This is a genomic window from Methylobacterium sp. WSM2598 (assembly GCF_000379105.1).
Lineage (GTDB): Bacteria > Pseudomonadota > Alphaproteobacteria > Rhizobiales > Beijerinckiaceae > Methylobacterium.
The window spans coordinates 7435115-7460538 of record NZ_KB900609.1 but is presented as its reverse complement, the minus strand read 5'-3'; the positions used below and the strand labels follow the sequence as shown (position 1 = coordinate 7460538).

The window sequence follows — 25424 nt, the reverse complement described above, 5'->3', positions numbered from 1 at the left end:
GATGGCGGAGCTGGCGCATGCCTGCCGCTCTGGCGCAGGAGCGAACGGTAGGGATGCGCGACTTCCGGAGCTTCGATCAGGGTCGCCGGATTGGCCGCTCGACACTCGACAGCGGACCTCTCGAAAGCGGCGATCGTTTCTCCGCCAGTGCGCTGGCGCCCGCGCGTCTCGAGTGCAGCTTGACGGCCCGCTGCGAGCGCCAGACAAGTAGCAACGCGCCCCAACCAGGCCTCCTGCGATTGAACCCGGGATTATCCTGTGTTGTTGACCCGTATCCGATGGTGAGGGTGTGGTGCGTGACGGACGCGTGTGAAAGTCCAGCATGGGAGGAGAAACGGCTGGCGGCTCTGCGCGCCTACCGAGTTCTCGATACACCCAGAGAAGACGACTTCGACGAGGTCGTTCAGCTAGCGGCCCAGATCTGCCGAACACCGGTGGCCGCCATCAGCCTCGTCGAGGACCGCCGTCAATGGTTCAAGGCCGAGGTGGGCCTGGGCATCCGAGAGACGCCGATCGATGTGTCAGTCTGCGCCACGACTGTCCTCACGCCCGGGCTCACCGTCGTGCCGGACATGAGCTTAGACCCGAGGTTCGCAGCCAACCCCTTGATCGCGAGCTTTCCGTACCTGCGCTTCTACGCGGGAGCGCGGCTGGAAACGCCGGACGGCCTGCCGCTCGGCAGCCTCTGTGTGCTTGACCGCAACCCGCGAGCAGGGCTGAGCCGTGAGCAGGCATCGGCTCTGATGGTCTTCGCCCGGCAAGTGACGAGCCAGCTTGAGCTGCGCCGGGCCGTGACTGAGCGCGACGAGGCGCTGTCGATTGTGCGTCAGAGCGAGGCGCGCCAGCACCTGCTCGTCCGCGAGCTGCACCATCGCACCCGCAACAATCTCGCCGTACTCCAGGCCCTGTTCGGCGTCACCGCGCGCGCGAGCGGCAGCGTCGATGAGTTATACCGCGCCTTCTCCGACCGGATCGCCTCCCTGGCGAGAACGCAGGCGCTCCTGTCCGACGACTACTGGCAAACCGTACGCCTCGACGACCTTCTCGCGCACGAGTTCGAATGGCACCTCAGCCATGACACCGGCCGCGTGGTGCTGGACGGCCCTGAACTCGATCTTGCTGCGGACCTCGCCGTGCCGCTTGGCATGGCCCTTCACGAACTCAGGTCGAACGCTGAACGCCACGGGGCGCTCTCTTCTGCCGGCGGGAGGGTCAAGGTGCAGTGGGGCCTCGTCAGGCAAGACGGGAAGCGGCTGTTACACCTCGTGTGGTCCGAGCACGGCAGCCATCGTGCGAAGCCGCCGTTCCGGGCTGGCGTGGGCACGAAGATCCAGAAGATGCTGGAGGCCCAGTGCGGGGCGGAGGTGAACACCGAACATCGGCCCGAAGGATTTTGGATCAGCGTGACAGCCCCACTCGTGGAAGCGCGGCTGGTTCCGGAATACTGAGTACCCCACGCTCGCCATCGACGAACTCGCCCGCGGCAGCGGCTTGAGCTAAACTGTATCTGGTCGGGAGGCTCATCGCCGCTTGCGGCGTGTGGCGCGTCATTCCCGTCCACGCAGATCGAGGTCGGCCGTGAGGCGACAGGAGTGGCATGGCCCAGGAGTGGCATGGCCCAGGAGTGGCATGGCCGGTGAACGCGGTCCGCGCGGTTGCATCCTCATCGCCGAGGACGAGGCTCTCATCGGCATTGAGCTTGCCGATCAGTTGGTGCTGCGTGGCTTCACGGTTGCCGGCCCATTCCCGACCTGTTCTCAAGCCGAAGAGTGGCTGCGGGCCAACGAGCCGGTTGCTGCGGTTCTCGACAACGCGCTCGCGGATGGGCCGTGCGAGGCGCTCGCACGCGATCTTGAGAGCCGCGGAATCCCGTTCCTGGTCTATAGCGGCTATGACCACACGGCGACACTGCCGGTCGTGTTTCAGCGCGTCCCCTGGATCAGGAAGCCGGCACCTGTCGAAGTTGTTCTCGCCCGCCTGACCGCGCTGCTCAAGGATGAGTAGGGCATAACCCCCGTCCATATGGTGCGACTGAACATAACGGAGCCAACTATTTTCGTCCGGGTCGAGCGGAACGCCTTGGCGGACTGGGCACAGCCTCCAGATCCGGCTCCTCTTCCTCGAAATCTGTATTTCCCAACTGGGTCCGACACCATCTGCGCATGTCGAGGTCATGGATCTGCTGACAGTAAGACGGGTCCTCGTGTTCGAGCGACAAGCACAGATTGAGCAGATCCGCGCTGTCGAGAACCACGCACCGCGAAGGATTCTCTTCGGCAGCACTCAGAGTTGCAATGAGTGCTCCAGCGATGGCCAGCGTTCGCGTCATCATCGGAGCAACAGGACCAGCCAGTCGGTGTGCCAGGCGGCACGCTCGTCGTCAGCATATTATGCGCGTGCCGAGACCGCACCTTGATCAGCATCAGGACTCCTCCATCTCAGCCGACGGAGGTTAAGTGCTCACTTGGTCGAAGCTGAAATGGTCGAACAGAAAAAATCAAAGAAATCCGGCTCGTCGACGGCTATCCTAGCAAGTCGTCATGCAATGCCGCCGAGCATCAGCATCGCGAGTATCAGGCCTGTTGTGGATGCTGCAAACCCGATGAGGGCTTTGCCGATCGACGGCAGCGGCAATATGCTAGCTGCCGCTCGCTCATCAAGCCGCGACATCTTATGCTCCGTAGGACGTGATTTGGCCTTACAACGAGCCGGAGCCTCGGCGGTTCCCTCGATGGGAGAGCAATCAGTTGACGTATCAGGACTGCTACACTCCTCACCAGCCAGGGGGCACCGACCGTAGAAGCAGGCCAACCAGGCTCCGGGCTGGTTGATCCCGCATTGACGGCGCGCCGCGGCGCCCAAGATTGCTGAGGGGGCGGCATGGAGGTAGCCATGACGCGGTTCGATTACATCCTGAATTGGAGGCTCAAGGCCGGGTCCCACCAGTTTCCAGGACCGGACGGCGGCACCTGCATCAACGAAGCCGCCATCGTCGCGGCCGGGTTTCCGTACCAGTCGGTGTGGCGGGTCGATATGATGCCGCGGTGCTTCTCGCGGCCCATCTGCCGCCTCGCGATGCTGCTCAATGACGACGCGGACGACGTGCAACGCCAACGGTTGCTGCCGTTCGTCACCCGCCTGGCCTGCGCGGACACACCCGAGGTGGAACGCTTGCGCCAGAACTACATCAATGCGCGCACGTACAGGACGCCGTTGAGCTTCGAGGAAGGACTGACGGTGCTCGAAGGGGCCCTGGCCATTGGCCGTCAGGCCATCCTTCTGAGCGAGGACGAGGTGAGCGAAAGGCTGGATCAGGCCAAACGCATTCCTGAACCGGCAACGCCAGACCGGACCATGATGGGCAAGATCAAGGAATGGCTCGGGATCGAAGCTGAAGTCGTCTGACCTTGTGTAGGGATGCCGCACCACTGGCGACAGGAACAAAGGGAGGCGTTCATGAGAACGTATTACGTCTTCCAAGCTGCAAGCTCCCCCGACTTGCGCGGGTACACCTACGATCCCACAGGCGAGAGACTGCCCGCCCAACATGGTCCGTGGACCCGCCTCCTGCAGCTAGGCCCTGATGAGGCGTGGACCCAAGACGTGAGCCGAGCGGTGGTGGCCGGCGGCATCTTAGAGAGTGGCTATTACCTGTGGGGTCCCGTCGATCAATCCGGTTCGTTGAAGCCCATTATCGAGAGTGATCGCGTCGAAGGGACGGCTGTGTTCAACCGGGATAATCATCAGATTGGCACAATCCAGCGGCTGTTGATCGAGAAGGTGAGCGGGCGCGTCCTCTATGTGGATGTGACGTTCGGGGGATTTATGGGTCTGGGCGTCCATCATCTCACGATCCCGTGGGGAATATTGACCTATGATAAAGAACTTGAGGGCTACCATACGGACATCACGGAAAATCAGGTCGAAGGCGCGCCGGCCTTCTACAGTGAAGACCGAGTCTGGCCGGGCCGCGAGCGAGAAGAGCAGCTAAGAAAGTACTGGAACAGTGTCGCTCAACGGGCCGGTTGATGGCGCAATCATTTGCTTGAGGCTAAGAACTGGCCCTCATCCCAGTCTTTCTGCCGGCACGGCCCGAGCGCAAAGACCAAGCTGCCGCCAAGGCGTTTGGCCACAGAGGTCGCCGGCATCTGCTCGGGGCATGGTCCTGCTCCCGCCCCGATCGGATCAGGTTCGTCGGTCAGGAGAGAAGGCAGCGACTCGTCGAACTCGACGAGGAATTGATAATCTTGAACATGCCTCAGGGAGATCTTGAACTGGGCCGACACGACTTGGCTCAGAGCGACAGAGCTTGGAGCACGTGGCGGCCGACGAGATCCGAGGATTGCGGGTTCTGGCCCGTGATCAGGTTGCCGTCCCGCACCGCATAGGGCTGCCAGTCCGGACCACGCTCGAACTTGCCGCCGAGCTCCTTCAGCCGGTCCTCCAGCAGAAAAGGAACAACCTTGGTCAATCCGACTGCCTCCTCTTCCGTGTTGGTGAAGGCGCTCACTCTACGGCCCTCGACGATGGGGTGCCCGTCCCGACGCTTAGCGCGCACGAGGCCCGCAGGGCCATGGCAGACCGCCGCAACGAATTTGCCGGCATCGATCATGGAGCCGATGATCCGCGCGAGCGTGTCATCGTTGGCCGCATCCCACATCGGTCCGTGTCCACCCGGTAGGAACACGGCATCGAACGCCTGCGGATCCACGCTCGTCAGAGCCGGAGAGTTCTTCGCTACCGCTCGGGCTCGCTCATCCGCGAGGAAGCGCCGGACCGACGCCGGTACCTCCTGCTGGTCGGCGGGTTTGTCACCGGGTCCCCGGCCGGCCTCGGCCGGTACGCTGCGGGGGTCGAAGGGGATCTCGCCGCCACGGATCGACACCAGCGTGATGTCGGCACCACCGTCCTGCAGGACGTAGTAGGGGGTGGCGAGCTCCTCCAGCCACACGCCGGTGCGATGGCCGCTTGAGCCGAGCTCCGCATGCGAGGTGGCGACGACCAGCACCTTGTTGCCTAGCATGGCTGATCTCCCGATCGTGCTGCCATTTCAACCCCAACCGGCCCTGCCTGTTCGCACCGCTCTCCTCGAAGATCAAGCCACGGCGAACGAGCATGGCAGCTCAGTTCGAGCGAAGTCACCGGTCCAGGAAGCTCGCCACCCGAGCGGCCACATCAACCTGGGCCGCACCGTGAGGCCACGCCCCTGGCCTGGATTGACCTTGGTCTCGTAAGACGTCCCCTGCTCCTTGAGCAGGCGTTCGATCGCGTAAGCCCGCGACACCGGTACGATTGGATCCATGACTCCGTGCAGAATCAACCTGGGCGGGAGCCGCGGCCGGTGCGCGGCGAGCTGTTTCGGCAGGGCCCGAAGCAGTCGACGATGGCCTTCGCGCGCCCATCGGCCGCGGCCGTCTCGAAGGCGAGAGCTGCACCCAGCGAGATGCCCACGATGCCGAGACGGTTCGCGTCCACACCGGGTTGCTTCACCAGCCAGTCCACAGCGTCCCGCACGGTGGCCGCCCAGAGGGAGAAGTTCTGCCGCATTCGTGCGGAGGCGACCCGCCGATCGCCCGTGCGATCGAGGTAGTAGACGAAGGCGACGTGAGAGCCGGAAGCCGCGATGGTGCGTGCGGCCAAACGAGATCCATCTGCGAAAGTCAGGCCGTCTGCGCCGTGCAGGAGCAGAACAGCGGGTGCGTTTCTGGCTATCTCCTCCCCTCTTAACGTGTCCCGATTGAGCAGCGAACCATTCTACCTCGATGTGCGTAGCGCCGCTCGTGAAGCTCAACACTCCCTCTACCCATATGATGTGCCATCGGCCACCGGAGCGGTGCCGTTCAATGGGCATCGTCAACCCATACGCATTCGGAATATTCGCCTGCGCGCCACGTCCGGACCTTCGACCGAGGCCGCCCAGGGCTCCTCGCGCGAGCAAATCCTGGAGGAGCTTCGCCTCGTTCGGCGCGTTATCGCCTCTGACGACGATGGGCTCTGATCCTCTGGTCAGTTGACAGGGGGAGTGAGCTGCTTCGGGGGCGCAGGTTGGCCCCGCGGCTCAAGCGGTGGTGAGCGAGGAGCGGCAACCATGCCTGTAGTTCATGACCTCCCGACCGACCGCACGACGCTCACGGGTCTGCTCTTCCCAGCTGGCGTTCCGATGCTCTGGTCGCCGACACTCGTGTTCTACGATGAAGCGGGACGCATCGATCGCGACCGCCAACTCGCGCATTTGGCTTTTATGACACCTCACGTGAAGGGCTATCTCGTACCTGGCTCAACCGGTGATGCGTGGGAAATGAATGATGCGGAGGCGCTCGCGGCACTGGAAGTTGTGCTTCCCTTCGCTGCTCAACATGGCCTGGATCTCCTTGTTGGTGTCCTGCGCCCAACGACGGATGCCATGCTTGCTCTGATCGACAAAGTTCTGGATTATCTTTGCCGGCGTGCCGGGACAGATTCGGTCGCCGACGCCTTGGCGGCAAGTCACGTCCGCGGGCTCACAGTCGCACCGCCGACCTCCGACCCGCCCCTCTCGCAAAACGCGATCGGCGCGGCACTCGCGCCTGTGTTTGAGCGTGGTCTGCCAATCGCTCTTTACCAGCTGCCGCAAGTGACCGGGAACACCATGACGCCGGCACTGGTCGCTGGGCTGGCGGAGCGCTTCCCGAACCTGCTGCTGTTCAAGGACAGCAGCGGCACCGATGAGGTTGCGCTGTCAGGCCGGATGCCCGCTGGGGTGACGCTCCTGCGGGGCGCCGAAGGCGACTATGCTCAATGGAGCAAAGCGCACGGCGGCGTGTACGATGGCTTCCTGCTCAGCACTGCCAACGCCTTCCCGGCCCAGCTCGCGACGGTGCTCGAGCATCTCCAGCAAGGCCGCTTCACAGAAGCTGAGCAGTGCTCGGCGTCCATATCGGCGGCGGTTGCCGACGCTTTTAGGGCCGTTATCGAAGTGCGGCAGGGCAATGCATTCACGAACGCGAATAAGGCCATTGCTCATATCATGGCATATGGCCGCGACGCGCTCCAAGCATCGCCGCCGAGGCTCTATGCGGGGGGGCATCTTCCTCACTCGGTTTTGAGGACAGTTATGGAATCCCTTTCCCGTCATGGGCTCCTGCCCGTACGAGGTTACCTGGAGAGCTGAGCTGAGTAGATCCGCGTTGAAAGCAGGCCACCCGCTTTCATCTAGAGCAGCACCCGATCACGTTGCAATCGGGTGCTGCTCTAGGTCTTTGATCTTGCCGCATTTTCTGCGACGAACCGGCATCCACTTCGTCGGAAAATGCTCTAGAGCCAGGCGAGCCACACTCTTTTGCGCTCTACTCGTCGGCTGGCATGTAAACAATGAGACCGATTCTTCACGGCCAGGGTAGCCGCGCCCGCTGACTCGCCTGATGCGCGAGGACGGCGTGCCGGCGGAGATGAGAGAAGCGCGTCCGGAAATCAAACGCCCGGAAAACCCACGCAACCGGTCATTCCCGACATCCGCCGCGAGGGGCCGCTATGGGTCATGATTTCGCCTTGGGCGCAGCGAGAGCAAGAACCGATCGCGTTGCAATCGGCTCTTGCTCTAGGCCTCTGGTTTTGCGGCATTTTCCGCGGCGAACCGGCGTCCGCTTCGCCGGAAAATGCTCTGGCTGCGCTCCGCGAGGACAGGCTGATCCTCAGCCCCCGAAGCCGGCCTGAGGTGTGAGCGGACTGAGATCAAACTCGCGACCAGCGGCCCGGTGCTGATCTCAGCTCGGCAGCACCCGCCATGCTCGACCGAGAGCCATGATCGGCCACCAGCGGCGGCGCTCCCGACCCGGACTGACAGTCGAGGCCGGAACCTCAGCCTGGATCAGGCGCGCACGGCGGTCCTGGATCAGGGCGTCGATGCGCGTCATCGCCTCCACGATCTCCGCAATCGTCAGCGCCGCGCCTTCGCGCACCTCGCCACGCTCGCACCGCGACAGGCGTTGCCGCGCCATGTCCAGAAGTCGGCGGCTCCCTTCGGCATAGCCGTCGATCGCGGCACGCTCCGAGGAGCGGTTCGTCAGCGCATTCATGGCGAGAACAGCGAGGAGCGTTAGCTGCGAAGGTGCCTGAAGGCCGCCTCAATACGACGGAGTGTGTGAGCGGGCGTTGGATCCTCCTCACTTGTGGGCCTGCAATTTTCCCCACCCTCCCGGCCGCCCCTGAGCCTCCTGTTTGAGGCGGGATGCCCGCGCGGCGGCCGTCTCACCGAAGCTGGTCCCCGTGGCGGGAGGGAGCGGCGCGGTGGTCAGCCTCGGGGAACTCATGACGATCCTGGACCTCCACCGGCAGGGCCTCTCGGTCACCGCCATCGCCCGCCAGCTCGGCCTCGACCGCAAGACCGTCGCCAAGTACATCGCCCGCGGCCTCGAGCCGCCCGTCTACGGACCGCGATCCCCCCGCGCGCGGGCCACCGACGCCTTCCTGCCCTACCTGCGCGAGCGCCTGGCCGCCTACCCGCAGCTTACGGCCGTCCGTCTCTGGCGCGAGTTGAAGGAGCGCGGCTTCGCAGGGGCCTACACCGCCGTGAAGCGAGCCGTGGCCCTGCTTCGCCCCTCAGCTCCTCTGCCTATCGAGCGCCGCTTCGAGACCCCGCCGGGCGAGCAGGCCCAGGTCGACCTCGCCCGCTTCGAGGTCGTCTTCGCCGACGAGCCGGGCGTGACCCGCATCGTCTGGCTGTTCGCGATGGTGCTGGGCCACTCGCGCTATCTCTGGGCCCGCTTCGTCGTCCACCAGGATCTGCAGACGGTCCTGCGCTGCCACATCGCCGCCTTCCAGGCCCTCGGAGGCGCCCCGCGCGAGATCCTCTACGACCGCATGAAGACCGCCGTGATCGGCGAGGATCCCGACGGCTTGGTCATCTATAACCGCAGCCTTCTCGATCTCGCGCGCCACTACGGGTTCCTGCCGCGCGCCTGCCGTCCCTACCGGGCCAAGACCAAGGGCAAGGTCGAGCGCCCGTTCCGCTACCTGCGCGAGGACTTCTTCCTCGCCCGCTCGTTCCGCAACCTCGACGACCTGAACGACCAGCTGCGGCACTGGCTCGACACCGTGGCCAACGCCCGCCGGCACGCCACGACCAAGCGGATCGTCGCCGACGCCTTCGCGGAGGAGCGCAGCCAGCTGCGGGCGCTGCCGCCCGTGCCCTACGAAGCCGTGCTCAGCCTGGAGCGGCGCGTCACCCACGAGGGCTTCGTCTCGGTGGCGGGCAATCTCTACAGCGTGCCCGACACCACCCGCCGCCGCGCCCTGGAGGTGCACGTGCTGGCCGATCAGATCCGCATCTACGAGGCGGGTGAGCTCGTTGCCTGCCACCTGCCCCTGGAAGGGCGTGGGCTGACGCAGGTCGATCCAGCCCATCGGCGGCCGCGATCTCCCCCGCCCGAGCCACGAGACCCTGCCGAGCCGGTGGTCGTCAGGCGCGCCGGCGACCAGGTCGCGCGTCGCCCGCTGGCCATCTACGACGCCGTAGCCCGCCAACTCGCGGGAGCCGGCGTGCCCAGGACCGACCGGGGAGACGCGGCATGAGCGGAACTGGCGAGCTGATCCCCCCACTGGTCGAGCGGATCAAGGCCACGCTGGTAGGGCTGAAGATGCCGCGCGCCCTGGAGATCGTCGACACCACCGTGCGGCGGCTGGAGCGCGGCGAACTCAGCGCGCTGGAGGCGGTCGATGCCCTGCTGAGCGAGGAGCTGAGCCTAAGCGAGAGCCGGCGGGTGAAGACCGCGCTGGTGATGGCGCGGCTCTCGACGGTCAAGACGCTGTCGGGCTTCGACTTCGCCTTCCAGCCCTCGCTCGACCGCACCCGCATCCTGGCCCTGGCCGAGCTGGGCTTCGTGGACCGCTGCGAGGTGCTGCACTTCCTCGGCCCGCCCGGCACCGGCAAGAGCCACTTGGCGGTGGCCCTCGGGGTCGAGGCGGTGAAGGCGGGCCGCAGCGTGTACTTCACCACCCTGGCCGACCTTGTGGGAACGCTGGCGCGGGCCGAGCGGGAAGGAACGTTGCGCGAGAAGATCCGCTCCTTCTGCCGGCCGGCGCTGCTGATCGTGGACGAGATCGGCGACCTGCCGGTGGTGCCGGGCGGGGGCAACCTGTTCTTCCAGCTCGTCAACGCGCGCTACGAGCGGGGCGCGATGGTCCTGACCTCGAACCGCGGCTTTGCAGAGTGGGGGGAGGTGTTCGGCGATCCGGTGGTGGCGACCGCGCTGCTGGACCGGTTGCTTCACCACGCCGTGGTGGTGCAGATCGAGGGCTCAAGCTACCGGCTGCGCCAGCACACCGCGCTCATGCCCGAGCACATCCGCTCGAAGGCAGCCCTGCAGGCTCCGCCGCTCGCCCCGCCTCCGCGTCGGCGCGGACGCCCGCCCAAGAATGGAGGTGCTCACCTCGGCATCGCCTGACCGCCGAGCCCGCCGATCTGAGGAAAATTGCGCGCCCGAAATTGCGGAAGGTTCGAAGCCCGTTGACAGGAGTGTCGTGCCCGCACGCGCGTGCCAGCCGACGGACCGGCGGCGAGGTGCCCTCAGACCGCCGGACCGAATGGATCCGGACCTTAGTCGATTACGATCTCAGAGCCTTGACGGCCTGGGTGGTGAGGCCCTTGCCGCCTATGCCCCAGGCTCCACTCCGGAACTCCTGGACCCGCACCCAGGTCACGCCACGCATGGCCTCGCCTTCGATCTCGACCATGGCGTCGGTGACCTTCTCGATCATCCCCGCCTTCTGCTCTTCCGTGAACACGCCTTCGATGAGCTGAATGTCGACGAGCGGCATGATCCTTCTCCTCTGCCTCCGTCCTGCACCGTCGCAGGGCGTGCTGGCCGCATGTTCTAATCCAGGTGCCCGTAGCGACGCTGGGAGGAGACCTGGAGGGAGTGGGGAGAGATCGTGGAGATGTGGTAGAACCGGCATGCTGCATCCGCTCGTCCACGAAGGACCGGCAATGCCCTACCTGTTCGACGAGTTCGAACTCGATGCGGACCGGGTCGAGCTGCGCCGTCACGGGCTGATTGTGCCTGTCGAGCGGCAGGTCTTCGGGCTGCTCCTGCTCCTGGTGGAGAACCGGGACCGTATGGTGCCCAAGGAGGAGATCATCGCGAAGGTGTGGGGCGGCCGGATCGTGTCGGATTCCGCCCTCTCAAGCCGGGTCAAGTCGGCGCGACGCGCACTCGGCGACGACGGCAAGGAACAGCGGCTCATTCGCACCCTGCACGGCCAGGGCTTTCGCTTCGTCGCGGACGTGACGACAGAGGGACACCGATCGCTGCCGCCGGCGCGCGCCCTGGACCCCGCCGAGACGCGACCAGGGCCGGCAGGGCATTCGAGGCCATCCATCGCCATTCTTCCATTCCAGCTCGTTGCCGCCTCGGATCTTCATCCGGCCCTCGGCGAGGCTCTCGCTCATGACCTCATCGTCGCTCTCTCCCGGTTGCGATGGCTGTTCGTCATTGCGCGCGGCTCCTCGTTCCGGTTCCGGTCGGAACATCCGGACGCCTGCCGCATCGGACACTTGCTCAACGCCAGCTACTGCCTCAGCGGCGTCGTCGAGACCGCGGCGAGCCGCGTCCTGATCACGGCCGAACTCACCGATACGCGGACCGGAGAGGTGCTCTGGGCAGACCGCACTGCCGGGCCGATCGACGGCATTCACGAGATGCGGGCTCGGATCGCGGCGAGCATCATCTCGGCCCTCGAACTCCAGATTCCGCTCCACGAAGCGGCTCTCGCGAGCCTTGCGGCACCGAGTTGCCTGAATGCCTGGTCCGCTTATCACCTGGGCCTGCGGCATCTCCACCGATTTACCCGTGAGGACAATGCCGCCGCGGCGGCATTGTTTGAGCGCGCTCTCGCCCTCGACCCCGGTTTCGCTCGAGCCAATGCCGGGCTGTCCTCGACACATTTCCAGAGCGCGTTTCTTCGCTATTCCGGCGACCCGGCCGGCGATACCAGGGCTGCGCGAGCCTTCGCGGAGCGCAGCGTGGACCTTGATCCGCTCGATCCGTTCGCCAACTTCACGATGGGCCGGTCCTTCTGGCTGACGGGGGACGTCGACCGGAGCTTTCCCTGGCTGGATCGGTCGACGGTGCTCAGTCCCAGTTTCGCTCAGGGTTTCTATGCGCGAGCCTGGGCCGATGCGATCTCCGAACGGGATCTGAATGGCATGGAGAACGTCGAGATCGCGATGTCTCTCAGCCCGCTTGATCCCTTCTTCTATGCTATGCTGGCGACCCGGGCGCTGACGTGCCTGATCCAGGGCGATGTCAGGCAAGCTGCCGTCTGGGCCGATCGAGCGGCGCAGTCACCCGGCGCGCACGTGATGATCTCGCTCATCGCCGTCATTGCCCATACGTTGAACCAGGATCGTGACCGTGCGGCGGTCTGGAGCGCTGACGTACGGCGGCGCCGCGGCGACATCTCTCAGGCGCATTTCTTCACTTCGTTTCCATTCCGACACGGACCGCTCCGTCTTCGCATGGCGAAGGCTCTGGACGATAACGATATCCGTTGAATGTTCCCGATCATTGATGCGCGACGGGTCATATCTCATTCGACGTGTGTCGGTGACGATCTGCTCGTACTCAGCGGGTCAAGCGTCGCCGAGCAGCTTATTCCGCTGTGCAAGGCTCGGGCACGACCGGTTCAGATCTGGTCCGGAATTTCCAGGTCGAGCAGCGCCGAGCTGAGACCCTTGCCGTGTGCGTCCAGTGCCAGCGAACGGGTCACGCCGCCGCCGAGTGCCCCCTTCAACACGAAATTCAGCGCCCCAATCTTCGGAAGCGCGTAGCGGACGACCTCGCCCGTAACGATCTCGCGAAAATGCTCCTTCACGCGCTCGGGCGTGACGTGCTCTTCGAGGCGGGCGTAGTCCGCCGGGTCGTAGGCGATGACCGAGATGTTCGAGGTGTTGCCCTTGTCTCCCGTGCGGGAGTGGGCGAGCGCACGCAGTTTCATCGTCTGACCTCTCGGCTTTTCAGGCTTCAACGAACTGGACGGCCGGGCGGGCGAGCTCGGCCGGCACGAGCACCGACTGTACCGCCACGACCTCGCGGGCTGCCTTCCAGGCGCCGCCGCCGCCGGCAGGACCATTGGTGTAGAGCGTCTCGACCTCGTTGCCGATCCGCACCGCCTCGGCCATGCTCTCGGTCCGCCCTGTGACGCGCAGGCGGACCTCGTAAGGCTCGCGCCCGCCCGAGAGCGCGTCTCCGTGCAGGGCATCGACGCCGATCAAGTCGCAGCGCAACTCGGTCGTCTGGACACCGGTGAGCGCGAGCCGTTCGCGCACCACTTCGCGGGCGAGCCGACCGCGGGCCAGCGCGCCGGGCCCAGCGTAGGAGATCTGCCCCTCGCCGACGTAGGAGTCCACGTAGCCGACGGAGACCTTGAGCAAGCCGGTAGCGGGCGCGCCTGTCGCGCCGGTCACCCGCACCCTGTCGGGACCTACCTGCTCCATCTCGACCCCGGTGAAGTCGCCGACCACGTCTGGCTGGAGATAGCGGGCCGGATCATGCACCTCGTAGAGCATCTGCTCCTTGCAGGTAGCGAGGGTAATCTGCCCGCCCGAGCCCGCGACCTTGGTGATTTCCACCGTCCCGTCCTCGCCGACGATGCCGATCGGAAATCCGAGGCGTGCTAGGCCAGGCACGTCCTTCTGACCGGGATCAGCGAAGTAGCCGCCGGTGATCTGTCCGGCGCATTCGAGGAGATGGCCGACCAGGGTGCCGCGCCCTAAGCGTTCCCAGTCGTCCATCGCCCAGCCGAACTCGTGCACGAGCGGTGCGAGGAACAGGGCTGGATCGCCAACGCGGCCGGTGATCACCACGTCGGCGCCGTCCGCCAGCCCGTTGATGATGGGGACCGCGCCGAGGTAGGCGTTGGCCGAGATGACGCGGTTGCCGAGGTTTGCCACTCGCTCGCCGCTTTCCTCGAGCGTGAAATTGCCGGCGCGCACCGCATCGAGCAGATCGTCGCCCGTGACCGCGGCGACCTTCAGCCCGTTCAGGCCGAGCTCTCGGGCGATGGCCTGGGTTTTCTTCGCGGCGGCGACGGGGTTTGCCGCGCCCATGTTGGTGACGATGCGGATCCGGCGCTCCCGGCACGGCGCCAGCACTGCCCGCATGCGGGCCTCTAGCAGCGGATCGTAGCCGCCGTCCGGGTTCCGCATCTTCGCCTGCTGCGCCAGCGCAATGGTGCGCTCGGCCAAGCACTCGAACACCAGGTAGTCGATGTTGCCCTTCTCGGCGAGTTCGAGCGCGGGCTCGATGCGGTCGCCGGCGTAGCCGGCGCCGGAGCCTAGGTGGATGGTTTTCATTGTTCGGTCTCCGCTTTCAGAGAGGGAACACGCCGAGCAGGACGCAGGCGAAGGTCATCACCACCGAGGCGGCGAGCAGGAACGGGAAGGTGAACTTCTGGTGGTCGGCCAGATCGATGCCGGTGAGGCCGCAGACGAGGAAGGTCGCGGGGGTGAGCGGGCTGACAGGGAAGCCGGTCGTCATCTGACCGAGTAGCGCGCCCTGAGCGACCTGCACCGGCGGTACGCCGAGTTGGTGGGCGACCTCGGCCACGACGGGCAGAACGCCGAAGTAGAACGAGTCGGGGTCGAACAGCATCGAGAGCGGCATCGAGATGAGGCCGAGGGCAAAGGGAATGTGTCTACCCATCTCCGGCGGCACGAAGGTCACGGCCGTCTGGGCCATCGCCTTGAGCATGCCAGTGCCCTGCATGACGCCGGTGAACACACCGGCCGCCAGGAGGATCGAGGCCATCAGGATCGCAGCCTTCGCGTGGGCGTCGATCCGCTGCCGCTGAGCATCGACGTTCGGGTAGTTGATCACGAGCGCCAGGGCCGTGCCGAGCATGAACATCAGCGCCGGGGGCACCTTCTCGGCCATGAACACCATCGTTCCGAGGACGATCGCGGTCAGGACGATGTTTGCCCAGAACCGGCCCGGACGGCGCAGCGCCCGCTCGGCATCGCTCAGGGTCCGCGCAGGCCCGCCGACCGCGTCGGGCGCGGCGGTCGCCGCGGCGCCAAGTGTGGAGGGAACCGGTCGGTTAGGTGCCACGGAGCCACCCGCAAGACCTAGGCGGCGCTCCTCGCGCAGGCCGAGCCAATACGAGACCGCGAAGATGAACACGAGACCGACCGCCTGCACGGCGACGAGCGGTGTAAAGATCTCCGGGATCGGTAGTTTCAGGGCCGCGGAGGCGCGGATCATCGGCCCGGTCCAGGGCAGGAAGTTCACGCCCGCCGCCAGCGAGGCCGCGCAGGCGAGGATGCGCCGGTCGATGCCGACGCGGTCGTAGAGCGGCAGCATCGCCGGGATGGTGATCAGGAAGGTCACCGCCCCCGAGCCGTCGAGGTGGATGAGCAGCGCGAGCAGCGTCGTGCCGGGCACGATCCGGGTCGGGCGCGTGCCGACGGTGGCGAGGATGCGGTCGATGATCGGGTCGAGCATCCCGGCGTCGCTGACGATCCCGAAGAACAGGATCGCGAACACGAACATGCCGACCACGCCCGCGAGATTCTGGATGCCGGAGAGCACGAACTTGCCGGTGTCGAGCCCGAAGCCACCGATCAGGGCGGCCGCGACTGGGATGACGATTAGCGCGACGAGGGGCGACATCCGTTTGGTGAGAATGACGGCGAGTAGCAGCGCGATCGTGCACAGGCCAAGCAGGGCCAGCATCCGTTCCTCCCATAGGATTTGCGGCACGCTTTGACTCGGCGCCGCTACTTTTGTGAGGAAGCCGCCAAACACTACATAACGCAATTGAAAAGATTGGATCGCTGCGATAAACTCAAACTATGGATCTGAATCTACGGCAGCTCCGAGCCTTCGTATCCGTCGTCCAGACGGGCAGTTTCACCCGCGCGGCCACCCTCCTGAACCTATCGCAGCCCGCCCTCACGGTTCAGATCCGCCGTCTGGAAGAGGCGCTCGATGCACGGCTGCTTGACCGTACCAGCCGCACCGTGGCGCCGACACGGCTCGGCCGCGAGTTGCTGCCGGTGTTCCAGCGGGTGCTGCGCGAACTCGACAGCGTGGTGATCGACACCCGCGACCTCGCAGCCCAACGCTACGGGGTCGTGCGTGTTGCGACGCTGCCCTCCTTCGCTGCGAGTTCGTTGGCCGAAGCGATTGCGCTGTTCCGTGCCGACCATCCCGGCGTGACGTTTCAGATCAAGGACGTGATCGCGCAGCGGGTGTTAGACCTCGTGCGAAGCGAGGAGGTTGATCTGGGCATCATCGGCGGCGAGATCCGCGATCCAGAGGTCAGTACGCTTTATCGGACGAGCGATGTCCTGCATGTCGTCTATCCGCATGACCACCCGATCGGCACGATACCGAATGTCACGACTGAAGTACTCGCCGAGCATCCCTTGGTGTTGATGGACCCCGCTACCAGTGTGCGGGCAGTGGTCGATAGGGCCTTCATCGAGGCGGGCCGGCTTCCCGTGGTGGCCTGTGAGGCGACCTACATGATGACGGCGGTAGGCATGGTTCGGGCCGGCCTCGGCCTAACGATCCTACCAGGCTCCGCCCGTGAGATCCGGGCCGAGGCCACGCTCCGCTCAAGGCCGATCGCCGATCCACGGTTCGAACGCGCGGTCTGTCTGATCAAGAAAGCTGGCCGTACCCTGCCCGCGGCTGTCGAGACATTCTGTAAAACCGTCGCGCTTATATTTTGACTCGTAGAGGGTTTTCACGGATCAGCAGACGTGATTCGCTGCTTGCCTGAAGCGGGGAGGAGCCTGTGACGGGTGCCGTCGAGATCCGGACCGACATCGCCACAGCCGCCGAACTGCGACGGCAGGCCAAGCGGGAGCCGCGTCGGCGTACCGCTCTGCGCCTCCTAGCCGTGGCCAACGCGCTCGATGGCATGAGCCGGGCCGAGGCAGCACGGGCGGCCGGGATCGAGCGACAGGCGCTCTGCGATGCCGTCAAGCGCTTCAACGCCGAGGGGCTCGCCGGCTTGGTCGACCGCCCGCCCGGCCGCCGGCCGGAGCGCCTGAGCGAGGGCGAGCAAGCGGTGCTGGTCCACCATATCCTGCGGGGCCCCGATCCCGACCGCGGCGAGCCCGCCAGTTGGACCCTGCCGGACCTGTGCCGCTTCATCGAAGCCCGCTTCGGCAAGACCATGCTGCCCCAGTCGATGTCGCGCCTGGTGCGCCGGCTGGGCTTGTCGAAGCGGAAGACGCGCCCCGTTCATCCGCAGCGCGACGCCAGAGCTGCCGCCGCCTTCGCAAAAAGGGGCGCCGCGCGGCTCTGACGAGCGCCGCCGAGGCGCATCCCGGCCAGCAGATCCGCCTCTTTTTCATGGACGAGGCGCGGGTCGGGCAGAAGGGGCGCAGCGGCCGTCGCTGGTGGATGCGGGGTCAGCGCCCGTCGGGACGCTGCGACGGCCGTTTGAGCTATGCAGGAATTTGGGTGACGGAGGCGGTCAGGCGGCGCGGTGATCTGGGCTCGCGACGACCTCGGTCCCGTCCCGGAAAGTGACACCCGCCACCACCTTCGGCAACTGGTTCTCGCCCTTCAGCCGCCGCCAGGTCTTGGCGGCCGCCATCACCAGCTTGAACACCATCAGCTTGGCGGTCGTGGGCGAGAGCGCGCCCTTGGTCCGCACGGTGCGGTGTCGGACCGTGGCGAACACGCTCTCGATCGGGTTCGTGGTCCGAAGATGATCCCAGTGCTCGGCCGGCATGTCGTAGAACGCCAGCAGGGTGTCGCGGTCCTTCGTCAGGCACTCGCTCGCGCGGGCGTACTTGGTCCCGTACTTCTCAACGAAGACATCCATCGCCACCTCGGCCGCCGCTCGGGTGGACGCTCCGGAGATCTCGCGCAGGTCCGCCTTCATCGCCAGCTGGAGCGACTTCGGCACTTTGTTGAGGACGTTGGCGGTCTTGTGCTGCCAGCAGCGCTGATGGCGCGTGCCCGGGAACACCTCGTCGAGCGCCTTCCAGAAGCCCAGCGCCCCGTCGCCGACCGCGATCTTCGGCTCGATCGAGAGCCCGCGCCGCTTCACGTCCACCAGCAACTCCCGCCAGCTCTGGGCGCTCTCGCGCACCCCGACCTGGAAGCCGACCAGTTCCTTCTTGCCCTCCGGCGTGGCGCCGATCAGAACCAGCATGCACTCGGCCTGATCCTCCATCCGGGCCTGCAGGTAGACGCCGTCGGCCCAGACGTAGACGGAGTGACGGGCGGAGAGATCGCGGGCCTGCCAGCGAGCGTACTCGTCCGCCCAGCTCGCCGTCAGCCGAGAGATGACGGCCGGCGACAGGTTCGGGGCGTCCTTGCCCAGGAGGGCGGCGAGCGCTTCCTGGAAGTCGCCGGTGGAGATCCCGCGCAGGTAGAGGACCGGCAGCAGGGCATCCAGGCTGCGGGTGCGCCGCGCCCACTTCGGCAGGATCGTCGAGGAGAACCGGATCTGCTCCGCGGGGCTGCTCGCGCCGCGATCCCGGATGCGCACCCGCGCGACCGGCACTGGGCCGATGCCGGTCTGGATCTCGCGTTCCGGACCGTGCCCGTGGCGCACGAGGCGGGCGCGTCCGTCCGGTAACCGCAGATCCTGCATGGCGGTGAGGAAGGCCTCGGCCTCGAGCTCGACGGCCTGCGCAAGCAGGCGGCGGGCGCCGGCGCGCAGCACCTCGGTCAGGGAATCGTCGATCTCATCCGGCTGACGAAGCCGCACGATGTTGGTAGGGCTGTCCATGGCGTATCGCTCTCACTGAGAGGCTCTGGCAGGCTCGACACCCGCCTCGATACGCCGCCCTCACGCCCAGCGCGTCACCCAATCTCCCGCATAGCTCCGGCCGTTTCCAGTCCGCCTACATCTTTGCCGCCGTCGAGCCGGAAACCGGCTCGGCCTTCGGCCTGGTGCTGCCGCGCGTCTCGACCGAGGCGATGAACCTGTTCCTGGCGCAGTTTGCGGCCACGCGCGAGCCGGACACGCATGCCGTCGTGGTACTGGACGGGGCGGGCTGGCACATCGCCAAGGATCTGCGCGTGCCCGACACCGTGACGCTGGTGCGGCTGCCCGCCTACAGCCCCGAACTCAATCCGGTCGAGCGGATCTGGCTGTACCTGCGCGAGCGCTTCCTCTCTGCACGAGTGTTCCACGATTACGAGGCGATCCTCGACGCATGCTGCACCGCCTGGAACGCACTCGCCGCAGAGCCAGGCCACATCCGCTCCCTGGCCAACTTCCCATACATCGCACGCGTCAGTGCTTAAGCGCGACGGTATAAGGCTTAGCGGTAAGGCACCGAGTGTGGCGCGGCGTCGAGGACGGGCTGCCGCCTCAGCGGCCCATGGACCTTCATCTAGAGCTGCTCCCGGTCAGGTAGCGACGGCTAAGTCGTTTTCGTATCCGGCAGCGGTGAGGTAGTTGCGGCATTCCTGCGGTGTGAAGTGGGTGAAGGCCTGCCGGATTGCCGCCCAGAGATCCGGGATCGTGCGGGCGGCCGCACGGCGCAACAGCGCCTTGAGCTTCGCGAAGACCTGCTCGATCGGGTTGAAATCAGGACTGTAGGACGGGAGGTAGAGCAGCCGCGCTCCCGCGGCCTCGATACCCTCACGCACCCCGGCGACCTTGTGAGCGGGCAGGTTGTCCATGACGACGATGTCACCGGGCTGCAGCACCGGCACCAGAGTCTCTGCGACGTAGCTGCGGAAGCGGGTGCCGTTCGTGGGGCCGTCCAACAGCGCGATGGCACATAACCCGCGCGTGCGCAGGGCCGCCGTGACGGTGGTGGTCTTGTAATGTCCCTGCGGGGCTGCGAGCCGGCAGCGCTCGCCGCGCGGAGCCCAACCGTAGCGCCGCGCCATGTTGGTGGCCGTGGCCGTCTCGTCCAGGAACACGAGCCGGTCCGGATCAAGTTCGAGCTGCGCCTCGAACCACGCCTCGCGAGCGGCCCTTACGTCCGCACGCTCCTGCTCAGATGCGTGCGTCGCCCCCTTTTCCAGGTGATCCGGTGCCGGGCAAAGAAGCGCGACAGACCACTCGTGCTGGTCTTCACGCCCTGCTCAGCCAGTCGGTCGCGCAACTCGCGCAGAAGGAGACGCGGTTCCTGCTCGGAGGTCGACAGGATCAACTCGGCATGGGCCTCAATCCGCTGCGACGTATGATCGCCGCCCATCGGCTTGGGCACGACGTGCCCTTCTCGGGCAGACTGCCCGCACCAGCGGCTGGCGCTCGACACGCTGACCCCGAAGCGAGCCGCGGCGCGATGGCAGGAGGCCCCCGCCGCGACGGCAGCGACCACACGCTCGCGCAGGTCCACAGAGAGCGGTGAGGGCATCGGCAAGCTCCTTCACCCGCCAACGCGCAACCCGCAGATCCGTCTCTAGCGGCTCGGGACCAGCTCTAGCTCCGCGCGAGACACCGCCTCCGCAGGGCTGCTGTTCCGCATGCCATGAAAGACTGACTCCTCACGGCCACGGTAGCTGCGTCCTCTCACGCGCTTGACATGAAAGCCCTGCGGGCTGGCTGGTGGCAGGGAACCGTGTCGGGAAACTCTTCGAAATCGGACGCTTCTTGCACGCGCCGCAAATGTCCGGAACGGGTCACGATCCGACATGTTGACGGCAATGGGCTATGCACCAGCTCGGCTCTTGCGCTAAATCAAGGCTGCGCCGATCGCACGGCCTATACTTGCACGGACCGATGTAATAGGATCCAGTGTCATGCGAATGTTTTTCAGCGCTTCTCACAGGCAGCTGGCGGCAGCGCGGGCCATGATCGCTGGCCGGCCTAGTAACAACGGCGCCGAACGCGTCCGTGCTGAATGGGGCGAATGCCCTCTGCTGTCGAAAGATGCTGTGTGCTAACACCTGCACACTCGCTGAGTCATGAATTTGGCAGCTCAAGGAATATGAAACAGCAGGCGAACTCAGGATCCTCGTGCTTAATAACATCCTGCGGGTTTCATCAATGGAAAGCGGGCATTGGTTGTCCTGATTCGTCACGCCTCAATAGTGTCATATCCAGCAATTCACCAGGAAGATCAGCTCATGACCGACTCTCTGAGCGACGCGACCATCCACCTCGTCAAGGCGACAGTTCCCGCCCTCCAGCAGCACGGCCTCGCTATCACGCGGCGCATGTACGAGCGCATGTTCCAAAACCCCGACATCCGCGATCTCTTCAACCAGTCGCATCATGGTGAGACCGGGTCGCAGCCCAAGGCGCTGGCCCAGGCGGTGCTCGCCTACGCTCAAAACATCGACAACCTCGGCGCCCTTGCTCCGGCAGTCGAGCGCATCGCGCAGAAGCATGTCGGGCTCACCATCCTGCCCGACCATTACCCGCACGTCGCCGAGGCGCTCCTCGGAGCCATCAAGGACGTGCTGGGCGGGGCCGCAACCGACGAGATCCTCGCCGCGTGGGGCGAGGCCTACTGGTTCCTTGCCCACGTTCTGATCGGGCGTGAGACCGCGATCTACACCAGCTTGGCCGCAGCTCCCGGCGGATGGCGGGGGTGGCGCAACTTCAAGATCGACAGCAGGAGGCGCGAGAGCGAGATCATCACCTCCTTCATTCTGCGCCCAGAGGACGGCGGACGCGTCCTGCACCACCAGCCGGGGCAGTACCTGACATTCTGGATCGACATCCCGGGCCAGCACCCGCTGAAGCGCAACTACAGCATCTCCAGTGCGCCAAGCGAGGAGGCCTATCGGATCTCGGTCAAACGTGAGCCGAACGGGATCGCGTCCAATTGGCTGCACGACCAGGCACAGGAAGGACAGATCCTGAGGGTGGCGCCGCCAGCGGGCGAGTTCTTCCTCAACGAGGAGTCGCCGCGGCCGGTCGTCCTGTTGAGCGGCGGTGTCGGCCTGACGCCCATGATGAGCATGCTGGAGACCATCGCCAGTCAACACCCGAACGTTCAGGTCCAGTACGTGCACGGCACCTTGAACGGTTCGACGCACGCGATGAAGGAGCATGTGGCATTCCTGACACAGGCACACGGGAACATCACGGCCACAACCTTCTACGTCGAACCACGGGCGGAGGACCGCCAGGGGCAGGACTATGATCATGCGGGCCTGATCAGCGTGGACTGGCTTCAGGCGAACACACAGCTTGGCGAGGCGGACTTCTACCTGTGCGGGCCACGCCCGTTCCTGAGAGCCTTCGTAAGCGGTCTCGCTCTAGCCGGCGTCCGGTCGGACCGCATCCATTACGAGTTCTTCGGTCCCGCCGACGAGTTGCTGGCCGCCTGAGCACAGCGGCCAGCCTCGCGAGATAGCCGGCGAGCAGGCAATCCGCTCCGTTGATGATGACCGCTTGAACCGAAAGCATGCGCCCGTTGCGGACGTTCGATAACTGCAAACGGAACGGCTGCTCGACGCTCGACAGCGGACCTTCGAGATCAGCCTCCTGCGCGTCTCAAGCCCGGACGTCGCAGGGCCTGAGACGAGATCCCATAGCCGGAACCAGCGGTCATCCCTCGACACTCGGCCCGACACCGATCATGCAGCGGCGCAGGGATTCAGGCCCCGCCCACGCTTGGCCAAGGGCTCGCTGCTCAGGATGTGCCAAAGCCGTAAAGTGCGGCCGGGTTGTCGATGAGGATGCGCCGTCGCGCGGCCTCGCTCGGAGCCCACTCGGCCAGGAGATCGAACAGGCCGGCATCGTCCGGCATGTGCTTCTCGCCGCGGTGCGGCCAGTCGCTGCCCCAGACCATACGCTCCGGCGCCGCCTTCGCGAAGAGCTTGGCGACGTCGGTCGCGTCCGCGTAGGTCGGCGGGCCGCTCGTGGTGTTGAGGTAGGCGCCCGACAGCTTCATCCAGGTCCGCCCGCCGTCGAGGAGGTTCCTGACGACCGGCACGGCGCGGTGGTTGAGCCCCTGCCCGGGCAGGAGGCGGGCGAGGTGGTCGATGACGAGCGGGGTCGGCAGGCGCGCCAGCACCTCGGCGTGGTCGGCGATCTGATCGCCGGTCATGTAGACCTGGACGTGCCAGCCGAAGGGCTGGACCTTCCGGGCCATCGCTTCCAGTCGCTCCGCCGTCGTGACGCCCCAGGATTGCGGGGTCACGAAGTTGACCCGGATGCCGACCGTGCCCCGGGCGGCCATGTCCCTCAGCTCGGCCTCAGTCGCGTCGAGGTCGACGACCACGACGGCGCGGGCGGAGGCGCCGAGCTGCGCCACGCCATCAAGGGTGGCACGGTTGTCGATGCCGTAGGTCGACGGGGTCACGACAACGGTGCGGCTGGTCCCGATCCGCTTCTGGAACAGGCGGTAGGCCGCGACGTCGCTGTCGGACACCGGCTGGCCTCTCCAGTGCGGCGAGGCGGGAAAGCGCGTCGAGAAGATGTGGATGTGCGAGTCGCAGGCCTGCGCCGGCACCTCGGTCTTCGGCTGCTCCGTGCCGGCGGAGAACGGCACTGCGTTTTGCGCGAGGGCGGGGCCGCCCGGCAGCCCCGCGGCCGCGGCTGCGCCGAGGCCAGCCGCCTTGAGGATGTCGCGCCGCGACAGGTCGAAGGTGGTCACAGCATGTCCTCCCGAAGACGATGGGATCGGGCCGGGCTCAGAAGCCGTAGAGCCGGGCCGGGTTCGAGACGAGGATCTTGGCCTGCACGGCCGGATCGGGCGCCCACTCCGCCAGGAGGTCGAGGAGGACGGCGTCGTCGGGCTTGCCCTCGGCCGGCGAGGTCGGGTGCGGCCAGTCGGAGCCCCAGATCAGCCGCTCGGGCGCGAGCGCGACGTAGGCGCGGGCGAGGCGGCCACGATCGGCGTAAGCGGGCGGGCCGGATTTCGAGAGGATGTAGGCGCCGGTCAGCTTCACGTAGGCGCCCCGGGTCTCGATCAGGCGCGCCATCACCCCGAAGGCCGGGTGGTCAGGTCCTTCCGGCTCCGGCAGGTGCCCCATGTGGTCGAACACCACTGGTACGGGCAGGCGCTCCAGCACGTCCCTCAAGCCGATGATCTTCTCGCCCTCGGAGACGAGCTGGATGTGCCAGCCGAGATCCGCGATCCTGCGGGCGACCGGCTCCATGTCCTCGATCGGCGCGCCGCCCGGTAGGCGCGTCCCGAACCGCACACCCCGGATCCCGGCCTCGTGCAGGCGCTTCAGTTCGTCCGCTGTGACGCTCGCGTCGAGCATCACGATGCCGCGGGCGGTCGACCCGAAGGCCTTGACCGCTTCGACGAGCAGCCGGTTGTCGGTGCCGTAGGTCGAGGGCTGCACCACGACGTTGCGGGTGAGCCCGAGGCGGCGCTGGAGTTGCCGGTAATCCTCGACGCTGGCGTCCGGCGGGCGCAGGGTCGCGGCGGGCGCCGCGGGAAAGCGCGCGTCGTAGATGTGGTGGTGGCAGTCGGTCGCGCCCGGTGGCACGGTAAGCCTCGGCCTCTCCGTTCCGGCGGACCAGCGTACGGCTTGAGCCGAGACGGGCCGAGGGCCGGCGATGGAAGCCGCCCCGGCCGCGAGGAGCGCGAGGTGCCCGCGCCGTGTCATCGTGTGGGTCATGGAGCGTCCGCTCAGGCGTGCGAGAACAGGGCCTGACCGGGCGCGGGCATGCGCGCCGTCAGGATGCTTCCGGTCTGGGATTCGGTGATGAACAGGGTCGCACCGTCCTGCCCGCCGTAGGCGATGTTGGTCGTCGAGATCCCGGCCGGCGAGCGCACGCGCAGGATCGGCTCGGCGACGGGCGAGAGGCGCCAGACCGAGCCGAAGCCCGTATGGGCGACGAGGAGGCAGCCCTCCGCATCGAGCGCGATGCCGTCCGGGCCGCCGAGCCCGCCATGGAGCTGCGAGAACACGCCGACCTTCGCGACGAGGCCGCTGGCGTTGAGCGGGATGCGCCAGATCTGCTGCGCCCGCGTCACCGCGACGAAGAGGTTCTGCATGGCGGTGTCGATCACGATGCCGTTCGGGCTCGGCACGGTGTCGATGAGGCAGGTCAGTTCGCCGGACGGGCGCAGGCGGTAGACCCGGCCGGTCGGGTCCTGCAGCCCGGTCTGGCCCTGGTCGGTGAAGTAGAGGTCGCCGTTCCCCGCGAAGCTGAGGTCGTTGACGCCCTTGAACCCTTCCGAGCCGGCCGTCTCCAGGAACGGCGTCACCGACCCGCTGTCGGGATCGAGCAACATGATCCCGCGCTTGTAGCAGGTGATGAAGATGCGCCCGTCGCGATGGATCTTCAGCCCGTTCGGCCAGCCGTCGTACTCGGCGATCAGCTCCCACTCGCCGGCCGGGTCTATGCGGAAGATGCGGCCGTGGGGGATGTCGGTGACGTAGAGCCGGCCGGCGCGGTCGAAGACCGGCCCCTCCAGGAAGGAATCGATGGCGTGCCCGCCGCGGTTGGCGTTCGCCCAGGCGGTGGGGCGCGGGTTGCGGAAGCGATCCGGCAGGCGCGTGAAGATCTCGGCCGTGACGGCCGGCGGGGGCGCGAAGAACGACATA

General features: G+C 66.3%; 26 protein-coding genes. 12 read left to right on the top strand and 14 right to left on the bottom strand.

What is annotated here, in order from left to right; all coding sequences use genetic code 11:
• Positions 1–17: 17 nt before the first annotated feature.
• Positions 18–1448, top strand: a complete 1431-nt coding sequence (locus MET2598_RS0134690) for a sensor histidine kinase (RefSeq protein WP_236728878.1) — start codon at positions 18–20, stop codon at positions 1446–1448.
• 181 nt (positions 1449–1629) lie between these two features.
• Positions 1630–2004 (top strand): histidine kinase, encoded by a 375-nt coding sequence (locus tag MET2598_RS0134685; RefSeq protein ID WP_018263942.1) that lies wholly within the window; start codon positions 1630–1632, stop codon positions 2002–2004.
• Between the two features lie 534 nt (positions 2005–2538).
• Here MET2598_RS0134685 and MET2598_RS43515 read toward each other — a convergent pair.
• Entirely contained in the window at positions 2539–2670 is a 132-nt protein-coding gene (locus tag MET2598_RS43515) for a hypothetical protein (RefSeq protein WP_265576439.1), read from the bottom strand.
• A gap of 210 nt (positions 2671–2880) precedes the next feature.
• Here MET2598_RS43515 and MET2598_RS0134680 point away from each other — a divergent pair, with 210 nt between their 5' ends.
• Both MET2598_RS0134680 and MET2598_RS0134675 read left to right on the top strand, forming a co-directional pair.
• Positions 2881–3405, top strand: coding sequence for a hypothetical protein (locus MET2598_RS0134680; protein ID WP_018263941.1), 525 nt, complete (start codon positions 2881–2883; stop codon positions 3403–3405).
• Positions 3406–3456: 51 nt separating this feature from the next.
• Positions 3457–4029, top strand: coding sequence for a PRC-barrel domain-containing protein (locus MET2598_RS0134675; RefSeq protein WP_036271110.1), 573 nt, complete (start codon positions 3457–3459; stop codon positions 4027–4029).
• An 8-nt stretch (positions 4030–4037) separates the two neighbouring features.
• Here the strand turns inward: MET2598_RS0134675 and MET2598_RS41845 are convergent, their stop codons facing one another.
• The 3 genes from MET2598_RS41845 to MET2598_RS43260 all read right to left on the bottom strand — a co-directional run bounded on the left by MET2598_RS41845 (position 4038) and on the right by MET2598_RS43260 (position 5664).
• Positions 4038–4286 (bottom strand): hypothetical protein, encoded by a 249-nt coding sequence (locus tag MET2598_RS41845; protein WP_150108740.1) that lies wholly within the window; start codon positions 4284–4286, stop codon positions 4038–4040.
• An 8-nt stretch (positions 4287–4294) separates the two neighbouring features.
• Entirely contained in the window at positions 4295–5023 is a 729-nt protein-coding gene (locus tag MET2598_RS0134670) for a type 1 glutamine amidotransferase domain-containing protein (RefSeq protein ID WP_012335282.1), read from the bottom strand.
• Positions 5024–5316: 293 nt separating this feature from the next.
• Positions 5317–5664 (bottom strand): dienelactone hydrolase family protein, encoded by a 348-nt coding sequence (locus MET2598_RS43260; RefSeq protein WP_236728942.1) that lies wholly within the window; start codon positions 5662–5664, stop codon positions 5317–5319.
• Positions 5665–6088: 424 nt separating this feature from the next.
• Here MET2598_RS43260 and MET2598_RS0134660 point away from each other — a divergent pair, with 424 nt between their 5' ends.
• On the top strand, positions 6089–7150 hold the full coding sequence (locus tag MET2598_RS0134660; protein WP_018263939.1) for a dihydrodipicolinate synthase family protein: 1062 nt from the start codon (positions 6089–6091) through the stop codon (positions 7148–7150).
• Positions 7151–7742: 592 nt separating this feature from the next.
• Here the strand turns inward: MET2598_RS0134660 and MET2598_RS37905 are convergent.
• Positions 7743–8054, bottom strand: a complete 312-nt coding sequence (locus MET2598_RS37905) for a hypothetical protein (protein WP_036270629.1) — start codon at positions 8052–8054, stop codon at positions 7743–7745.
• Between the two features lie 211 nt (positions 8055–8265).
• Between MET2598_RS37905 and istA the strand changes: the two genes are divergently transcribed.
• Together istA and istB are read left to right on the top strand one after the other, a co-directional pair.
• Positions 8266–9549 carry an IS21-like element ISMtsp8 family transposase gene (istA, locus tag MET2598_RS0134650; protein ID WP_012290058.1) on the top strand — a complete coding sequence of 428 codons (1284 nt, stop codon included), beginning with the start codon at positions 8266–8268 and terminating at the stop codon, positions 9547–9549.
• Complete coding sequence (istB, locus tag MET2598_RS0134645; protein WP_018263937.1) at positions 9546–10421, top strand: IS21-like element ISMtsp8 family helper ATPase IstB; 876 nt, start codon at positions 9546–9548, stop codon at positions 10419–10421. Before istA ends, istB begins: the two co-directional genes overlap by 4 nt.
• Before the next feature lie 160 nt (positions 10422–10581).
• Here the strand turns inward: istB and MET2598_RS0134640 are convergent, their stop codons facing one another.
• Complete coding sequence (locus tag MET2598_RS0134640; RefSeq protein WP_012335285.1) at positions 10582–10794, bottom strand: tautomerase family protein; 213 nt, start codon at positions 10792–10794, stop codon at positions 10582–10584.
• A gap of 169 nt (positions 10795–10963) precedes the next feature.
• On the opposite strand from MET2598_RS0134640, the gene MET2598_RS0134635 reads away from it, so the two are divergent.
• The gene (locus MET2598_RS0134635) at positions 10964–12529 is read left to right on the top strand and encodes a winged helix-turn-helix domain-containing tetratricopeptide repeat protein (protein WP_018263936.1); all 1566 of its coding nucleotides are present in this window, start codon (positions 10964–10966) and stop codon (positions 12527–12529) included.
• Between the two features lie 131 nt (positions 12530–12660).
• Here MET2598_RS0134635 and MET2598_RS0134630 read toward each other — a convergent pair whose 3' ends face one another.
• Genes MET2598_RS0134630 through MET2598_RS0134620 form a run of 3 tightly spaced genes read right to left on the bottom strand, consistent with a single transcriptional unit; the run spans position 12661 to position 15707 of the window.
• On the bottom strand, positions 12661–12972 hold the full coding sequence (locus MET2598_RS0134630) for an AtuA-related protein (RefSeq protein ID WP_012335287.1): 312 nt from the start codon (positions 12970–12972) through the stop codon (positions 12661–12663).
• A 19-nt stretch (positions 12973–12991) separates the two neighbouring features.
• Positions 12992–14329 carry an acyclic terpene utilization AtuA family protein gene (locus MET2598_RS0134625; protein WP_018263935.1) on the bottom strand — a complete coding sequence of 446 codons (1338 nt, stop codon included), beginning with the start codon at positions 14327–14329 and terminating at the stop codon, positions 12992–12994.
• A gap of 16 nt (positions 14330–14345) precedes the next feature.
• A complete protein-coding gene (locus MET2598_RS0134620; protein ID WP_018263934.1) occupies positions 14346–15707 on the bottom strand; it encodes a CitMHS family transporter in 1362 nt (453 codons plus the stop codon).
• Between the two features lie 119 nt (positions 15708–15826).
• Between MET2598_RS0134620 and MET2598_RS0134615 the strand changes: the two genes are divergently transcribed.
• Complete coding sequence (locus MET2598_RS0134615) at positions 15827–16711, top strand: LysR family transcriptional regulator (protein ID WP_018263933.1); 885 nt, start codon at positions 15827–15829, stop codon at positions 16709–16711.
• A 65-nt stretch (positions 16712–16776) separates the two neighbouring features.
• Positions 16777–17292 (top strand): winged helix-turn-helix domain-containing protein, encoded by a 516-nt coding sequence (locus tag MET2598_RS0134610; RefSeq protein WP_036270621.1) that lies wholly within the window; start codon positions 16777–16779, stop codon positions 17290–17292.
• A gap of 171 nt (positions 17293–17463) precedes the next feature.
• On the opposite strand, the gene MET2598_RS0134605 is transcribed toward MET2598_RS0134610, so the two are convergent.
• Positions 17464–18732, bottom strand: a complete 1269-nt coding sequence (locus MET2598_RS0134605) for an IS256 family transposase (RefSeq protein WP_018263931.1) — start codon at positions 18730–18732, stop codon at positions 17464–17466.
• 5 nt (positions 18733–18737) lie between these two features.
• Between MET2598_RS0134605 and MET2598_RS0134600 the strand changes: the two genes are divergently transcribed.
• The gene (locus tag MET2598_RS0134600) at positions 18738–19253 is read left to right on the top strand and encodes an IS630 family transposase (RefSeq protein ID WP_157182361.1); all 516 of its coding nucleotides are present in this window, start codon (positions 18738–18740) and stop codon (positions 19251–19253) included.
• Positions 19254–19358: 105 nt separating this feature from the next.
• Here the strand turns inward: MET2598_RS0134600 and MET2598_RS40260 are convergent.
• Positions 19359–20320 (bottom strand): IS630 family transposase gene (locus MET2598_RS40260; protein ID WP_085984606.1). Its coding sequence is split into 2 segments (ribosomal slippage): positions 19359–19981 and positions 19981–20320, totalling 963 coding nucleotides; the frame shifts between segments, so codons are not numbered across the junction.
• 712 nt (positions 20321–21032) lie between these two features.
• On the opposite strand from MET2598_RS40260, the gene hmpA reads away from it, so the two are divergent.
• Entirely contained in the window at positions 21033–22244 is a 1212-nt protein-coding gene (gene hmpA, locus MET2598_RS0134585) for an NO-inducible flavohemoprotein (RefSeq protein WP_018263927.1), read from the top strand.
• A 305-nt stretch (positions 22245–22549) separates the two neighbouring features.
• On the opposite strand, the gene MET2598_RS0134580 is transcribed toward hmpA, so the two are convergent.
• Genes MET2598_RS0134580 through MET2598_RS0134570 form a run of 3 tightly spaced genes read right to left on the bottom strand, consistent with a single transcriptional unit; the run spans position 22550 to position 25423 of the window.
• A complete protein-coding gene (locus MET2598_RS0134580) occupies positions 22550–23515 on the bottom strand; it encodes an amidohydrolase family protein (protein WP_018263926.1) in 966 nt (321 codons plus the stop codon).
• 37 nt (positions 23516–23552) lie between these two features.
• The gene (locus MET2598_RS0134575; protein ID WP_026191093.1) at positions 23553–24491 is read right to left on the bottom strand and encodes an amidohydrolase family protein; all 939 of its coding nucleotides are present in this window, start codon (positions 24489–24491) and stop codon (positions 23553–23555) included.
• An 11-nt stretch (positions 24492–24502) separates the two neighbouring features.
• Positions 24503–25423: an SMP-30/gluconolactonase/LRE family protein gene (locus MET2598_RS0134570; RefSeq protein ID WP_012335294.1), complete on the bottom strand. Its 921-nt coding sequence runs from the start codon at positions 25421–25423 to the stop codon at positions 24503–24505.
• Between the last annotated feature and the right edge of the window lies 1 nt (position 25424).